The sequence below is a fragment of the Deltaproteobacteria bacterium genome, from assembly GCA_018668695.1.
Lineage (GTDB): Bacteria > Myxococcota > XYA12-FULL-58-9 > XYA12-FULL-58-9 > JABJBS01 > JABJBS01.
Map to the genome: position 1 here is coordinate 1 of JABJBS010000293.1, position 7,235 is coordinate 7,235.

At 49.4% G+C, this 7,235-nt stretch carries 3 protein-coding genes; all 3 read right to left on the reverse strand.

Annotated features, from left to right (window positions below):
- A partial coding sequence (locus tag HOK28_15665) for a hypothetical protein (GenBank protein MBT6434536.1) occupies positions 1–3,241 on the reverse strand: 3,241 nt, incomplete at its 3' end.
- Positions 3,242–3,385: 144 nt separating this feature from the next.
- Positions 3,386–4,579: a hypothetical protein gene (locus HOK28_15670; protein MBT6434537.1), complete on the reverse strand. Its 1,194-nt coding sequence runs from the start codon at positions 4,577–4,579 to the stop codon at positions 3,386–3,388.
- A 142-nt stretch (positions 4,580–4,721) separates the two neighbouring features.
- Positions 4,722–7,235, reverse strand: a 2,514-nt coding sequence (locus tag HOK28_15675; GenBank protein MBT6434538.1) for a hypothetical protein, incomplete at its 5' end; no start/stop codon positions are given.

Here is a 7,235-nt window from a genome sequence, read left to right on the forward strand (position 1 = left end):
CGCCAAGCTCCGGATCTTCATCTACCGCAAGCGTTCCGCCGTGCTCTTGAACAATCTTAATTGAGAGGGCAAGCCCTAAGCCAGTGCCTTGGCCCGCAGGCTTTGTTGTAAAGAATTCCTCGAATATCTGATTTCGAATCGCTTCGGGGACGCCAGCGCCATTATCCGACACTGAGATGGCAACGCCCGGTACATCGGCGTTAGCTATCTCTCGAGTCAGAATACAAATTTTTCCTTGGAAGCGACGACCTTCTGAGTCTACTGGATTCTCTTCGCGGTATTCCAATAATGCATCTGCTCCATTGGCCACCAAATTCGTAACAACTTGGCCCACTCTGCTTCGAAAACAGCGCACGGGCGGCAATGAACCAGCCTCATGCAATACTTTGAATAACTTCGTGCGTCCCCCAACAAGCACCAAACACTCTCTCACCACCTCATTGAGGTCGACACCATCAACCGCCTCCGTTTCCATGCGGCTCTGAGTTCTCAGTGCGGAGCTTAAATCTTTGAGCGTGCGAGCGCCTGTTTGCGCTGCATCGGATAAGTCTCGTGATTCATTTACTAAATCTCGAAGTGATTTGGCCACTTGTTCAGCTTCAGGTTGTCCTTCAAAAATCTTGTCGTGCACGTCTTGGATATCATCGAGTACCCGGCCCTGATTCTCCGAACTCATCGTGACCAACATAATTGGGTTGGCGATTTCATGACCTATACTGGCAATCAATTGACCCAGCGCCGCAAGCTTCTCAGATTGAACCAAAATATTCTGTGTATGGCGAAGCTCCTGGTCTGTGGAACGCTTGAGTTCCTCATGAGCTGCGGTGAGTGCCTCATTTTTATGCTCTACTTCATTTTTCTGAGCACGAATCTTTTCTGTTTGTTCCTTAACAAGCCCTTCAAGCTCAATCTGCCGTTCTTTAAGCTGGCGAACCCGTAAACGGTAAAGCAGGAAACCGAAAGCTACGAGCAGCAAAGCGGCCAAAATACGAAACCATAGAGTCTGATAGAAATGGGGCTTCATCGTGATCTTAAGCGGGCTCGCAAGTGCTGCTCCCTCTGCCTGAGGGTTTTCAAGAGAAATCTTAAAAACATACTCACCGGGTGCTAAGTTACCATAGTACGCGATTCGCCCATTGCCCGCGTTTACCCACAACGGATCTTCACCCTCTAACTGATACCGAAACTGAACTTGCTGAGGTTTAATAAAAGTAGGCGCGGCATAACGAATACTTAGTTTACGGGTACCCGGCTCTAGAACAATCTCTTGGTCATGAGCGACTACTTCGCCATCCGCAATAACCTCTTCAACCACGATATTCGGCGCAGGACTTTCGATATTCAATCGGCTAGGATCAACCACTACAGGACCTTCAACCGTGGGGAACCATATTCTCCCATCTCGTGATTTCCATGCAGCTGGCTGAAAACTGCCATTGCATTCATGACTTTTCATACCGTCTTGCTTACCGTACGCAACCGAAGTGACCGTGGTGGTTTTGCCCTTCACAAAAGATTCCAGCTCTCTCTTACTCACCCAAAAGATTCCGCGATTACTGCTCATCCAAAAGCGCCCGAAAGCATCTTCTGTAACAGAATAGATAACATCATCTAGGAGGCCATGTTGGCTGGTAATAGCCGTGACCGACTGCCCATCGTAGTAATGGAGCCCCTGCCCACTTGTTGCCAGCCAAAGCCTATCCCTGTCGCCAAAGTGAATCGCGCGAATGGCCTTCGTTTCTTCACTGCCTGGTGGTGTTTGAAACGTCCCATTCTCATACCTCTTCAAACCGCTTAGAAGCCCCAACCAAAGCTGCTTAGAAGAAGATTCGCCAATGGCGTAAACATCTTCAAGAGCAACGCCTTGTTCAACGCCCAGGCTCTCGAACTGGTCGTCCTTGTAACGGCTAAGGCCGCCTTTAGTACCAACCCAAACTGTTCCATCTGAACTCTGATACAACGACCTTACTTTGTTGTGAATCAATCCATCGCCCGTATCCCAATGCGTGATTTCTTCGCCCACAATCCGGTTGATTCCAGCCCCCCAAGTTCCCAACCATAACGCGCCATCGATCCCCTCATGAAGCGACATCACTCTCTTCGAGATTAGACCTTTAGGATCTGGGAAGGTTTCAAACTTGCCCTCTCGGAGGCGATGAAGTCCGCCGCCAAAAGTACCAACCCACAAGACTCCATCACGGTCTTCCAGGGTGCCGAGTGTTATAGGCTGCTCCAGCCCCGCAAGGGTTGTATAAGAGGTAATCGGACCTTCACGAAACTGGTTTAGGCCAACTCGTGTTCCCACCCAAAGGTTCTTCTCCCTATCTTCCAAGATAGACATAATCGAATCATTCGAGATCTGTCCCGACTTAAGATAGGACTTCACCAATCCATCTTTAAAGCTATGCAACCCGCCCCCCGAGGTGCCAAACCAAATGTGCCCGTTCTTATCTTCACTCACCACCCGAACCTGTTCGCTGCTTAAACCATCTTGTTTGGTGTAGCGCTTAAAATTCCCGGCATGATACCGAACCAAACCGGCACCATCGGTTCCAATCCATAAGCTGTCGTTTGAGTCTAAGTAGAGGGCCTGAACATCCAAAACTCCAAGCTCAGCCCCACCCGCAAACTGCTTAAACTCCCCATCTTGGAAAATGAACACACCGCCGCCGTAGGTTGCTACGTAAAGACCACCGCCAGCACGTAAGGCTAATCCGGTCACTCGTGAATTCGCTAAACCTTGCTTACTATCAAAACGCTGGAGCTTACCTGCTGGACTAATTTTCGTAAGCCCTCCCCCATCACTGCCCACCCAAATATTCCCGCTGGGGTCCTCCAGGATATCCCAGATTCGCCCCTTGCCGAGTCCTGAATTTTCGTTGAACTGAGTGAAGGTATTGCCGTCAAAACGATTCAATCCATCGTAGGTTCCAATCCAAAGAGAACCATCCCTTGCGAATTCTAATGCGTTAATTTTGTTACTGGTTAACTCTGGAACTTTCGCGCGATTCCAAATCTTAAAATCGGCTCCATCAAAGCGAACGAGACCTTCTTGGGTACCCAGCCAGAGAAAGCCTGCCTTGTCTTGGGCCAAAGCCAGAATAGTGCTTTGTGGAAGTCCTTGTTCAGACTGCCAAGCTCGATGAACCATTTGGTGAAGAGGCTTATCCGCCGGTAAAGCGAGCGCATTCGCTGCACTGAAGAAAGCTCCAATGATAAGAAAAACAATCAACCAGCGCATTTTGAAAAGGCTAGTTTTTATGGTGTCCGTTAGCTTCACCTAGCTCCGTTTCCAGCCCAAACGACAGACTTTAAATCTATTGAATGATGGACCTCAACGCAAAGTGAAGCTTACTCAAGGATCTTAGCCGAAGAGAAGAGACATTTACGGATTCCAAGCAAATCCGAAAGTTTCACAATTGCCATTGAAGAGCTCAATCTCCCCTTCTTTGCCACCTACTTCGAAAGACTGCACATTGGCCTCAAAAGCGATTTTAGCGTTACCAAAGCCTAGGACTTCGCACATTTCCTGATCGGCGAATCCCCATCCCACCACCTCGTCGGTAGGGTTGTAGAACTCACAGCCAAACCTCAGGCCTTCGGCTCCGGCCAAACTAACACCTGGCCAATAGCGATACCCGCGAGCCTCACTGTTGAACCCGCGCACGTCCATCAGACTTTCACCATCGTTGGGTCCACCGATAATCTCAACAAACACCCGGGTGCCAAGCGCATGGGTATGCGGCAATAAGTAATAGATTTCCAAATCGAGAGGGATACCCGCTATATCTTCGTAAGTTTGCGCCAATGGGCACTCCGCGGTCCAACGAGAGTGTGCGTTGGGCGGAATCGCCAGCTCTTCAAAATCCAAGTGAAACGGCGCCACTGCAATCTCAGCTTCCTCCTCAGGTACCGTGTAGAGCGTCATGGTGCTGTTCCCGTCTTTAGGCTCCTCAGTGAGGTTAAGCAGATGCACGTCACTAATGATTCGGGCGTTGGCAGGTAGTTTGATAACCGCTCCAGGAGGAAGTTTCTGCACTTCCCTCGGCGCCTGGGTAGACTGCACATAAAGCACACCTCCCAATAAAGCTGCTGTCAGCTGCTCCGGGCAGTGATCGTTAGAGCAATATCCATAATCTGCACAGGGCCAGATCTCGTCATCTGGGCCTTCAAAATTGCCTTCCGGCACAAACATCCAGTTGGAATGGTGAGAGTGTTCGTCTTGGATAAATTCTACTGCGGATACATAAATCGGTTCCGTATTTCCAATACTCCAACTGCGACACATATTGGTAATTTCCTGACCACCCTCAGTATGCGTCATCGGGAATGTGTGTACCATTTTGGTACCAGGGATATCTACGCAGGCACTCGCATCGTCGGCACTTGCATATTGACCTGCTGGGCATGGCGTACATCCCGGACCAAACTCACCGACGGTACAAATCATCTGGTCAACCAGGCAAGCCGCGCTTAACTCGTCGGTACAGGTTGCCTCCACCGGATCCGGCTCTTCATCCGTAGAAGAACAAGCCGCAAAGCAAAAAACGAGACTAAGTAAAAATAGATATCGAGCCATTGATTCCCCCATGAAACTAACACTTTCAAAGCTTAGTCCGTAAGGAGGAACCGGACCACTCTCGTGCCCATTTATTTTGAGATTATGGGGATATATCACTCTTATAGTGTAAACAGATTATCTACACCTAACTACACGCACCCTACTCTACCGCTTCCACTTCACTGATGGTGGCTTGGCTCAGCGTTCTTTGCACCATGGCAGTTTCCATGCGGACAGCCATGGTGACCTCAACTTCAGCGGTGGAGAGGTCATTTTCATTATCTTGACTGCTCACGTTGTCGAACAAATCAATTCCCAACATTTCAATGCTGCTGATTCCAAGTGAACTAAAGTCCTCGCTGCTGAAGTTCTCAACGCTGAAGTTCTCACCATCAAAATCTTCTAACTCACTCAAATCAAAGCCCGGTATGCCGTTAATGGTAATGGCAAAGTCATTTTCAACGATTCTGACGCCTGAAAGAGACACATGGGACAAGGCTTCCACTTCGCTGTTCTCACCGTCGCTTGATTTCGCAGCAGACTCTACAGAAGAGACTTGATGACTTACCAACACACCTGCCTGAGCATGAGCCCAAACTCCAACGCTCTGGGCTTCCACGCTTCCGCCATGAACCGCAGCCAGCCCATTGCCAACGTCATCGTCACCACTCTCAACTTCTTCCACCGACTCAACGGATTCAACCGACTCCACCGATTCAACTTCCTCAACAGAACCAATCACAATGGAATCTGAAATTTCCAAATGCGAACCTTCCATAATTGCCACCACTCCATTACCAGCATTGCCACTTACATTTGCATTGGAAACCTCTGCCTTACCGCCATGAGTTACATGGATGCCGTTACCGCGTTTTCCGGTAAAATGCCCCACTCTTGTTCGCTCGATAGAGACATTCGACAAAACGGCAGTCGTCATCTGAACTTCTTCCAGCTCTTCCAAGCCATCGAGTAGCTCGACTGCCTCAACCTCCGAAATCGATCCCTGAACCCAAACACCGGCGACGGTACTCTGAGAAATATGACCTCGTTCAACGCTGGCTTGAGCACCGGTAGCAACCACAACACCGCTGCCTGTGCGACTAATACCGCCGTGGCTTGTTTCACTCACCGTGACGTCAATCAATACGCCGCTTACACCCGCACCTACGAGCCAAACACCAGCTGTTCGTGTTCGCTCAACAGACATCCGCTGGGCCTCGACACTGGCGCCTTCATCGATTGCAACACCGCGGCCTTTACCTTGCACCAGAGCGTTCTCAACTTCTTCGTTCTCTTCAACTTCCCCAACATCCTCAACCTCTTCGATTTCAACCTCAGGTTCCTCAAACTGGTCAGCGGCTAAATCTCTAATGGCTATATCCACCAATTCTATCTCGGTGCCTTCATCGCGAGCATAAACTCCATCGGTAGCACAGCGCTCAATTAAACCGCGTTCTGCGGAGATCTTGGCACCCGTATCGGCCCACAAACCAACGCCTACCTCCTGCAAGCTCTCCTCGACATCTGCGATATAGAAGTCACTCACAGAAACAGTGGTACCTTCGTCTTTTGCCCAGATTCCCACTTCCGTGACCTCAGTAATATTGGCGCGGGTCACTGAAACCGAGCTACCACCAAGAGCTAAGAGTGCCTGACCAAAATACCCTGCAAGTCCTTCCAAATCGTCGACCAACACATCTTCGTAGTAGTTACGCAAATTATCGAAATTCTGATTCCGCAGAGGCGTTACATCGTTAATCGTTAAATCCGTCACATCGAAATCAGAAGCATACGCCGAAATCGCTAACGTACGACTGGACTGAATGTGAAGTCGCTCAACATCAACATCTGCGAATTTTAATACAAACGGAAAGAGCTGAGCATGGTTCACTGAAATATCACTTAAACTGGCCGACAAGTCTGGCCCAATCAAATCAATCCCACTGCCTGCATTATAACTTACTAAGGCACGGCTTAGGTTAAGGGAGGAAGAGCCCGCAAAGCCCATGCCCAGCATGCCACCTGCCACATCAACATCAGTTAACGATACACTTGAGTTGTTCACGTAAAAAGATGTGTAAGCATCTGGAGCGACACGAGAGAACCAACGCTCACCATTGATGTTTGCATTGACTGCATCCAAACTGGCCATGCCCACCTGAGAGAATACCAGGTCTGAAGCCTCCACCGTTACGTAAGAACCGACTAAAAGCCCGACATTAATGTTATCCATCACCACGCGGTTTGCATTCAACGTGGCGCGCCAGCTTGCATCTTGAGGGTTCCCTAAGATAATTCCCGTGCCACTGTCTTCAATCTGCACATCCTCTAAAGTAGCGGTAGCTTGCTTGCTAACATGAAGAGCAATTCCGCCAAAACTTACCAGTGCACCGTTTACTTCTTGCTGCGTTTCTTCAATGTCTCTGATAATCGAACGCCGCATAACCAAGCTGGCACTGTCGGTAACGGTCACCGCAATTGCACCCGTCAGATTTTCAATCATTGAATCCTCAATGGTGATGGAAGTATCCGTATCGTCCAATGCTTGGGTTTCAACGAACTGTTGTGTGAGAACAACATCCCTCAAAGTGGCCTGCGTATCTTGAATCAAGACGCCTTTGGTTGCGCCCACCACAGAGAAATGTTCAAGACTGCCGCCACCTGGCCCTGCAAA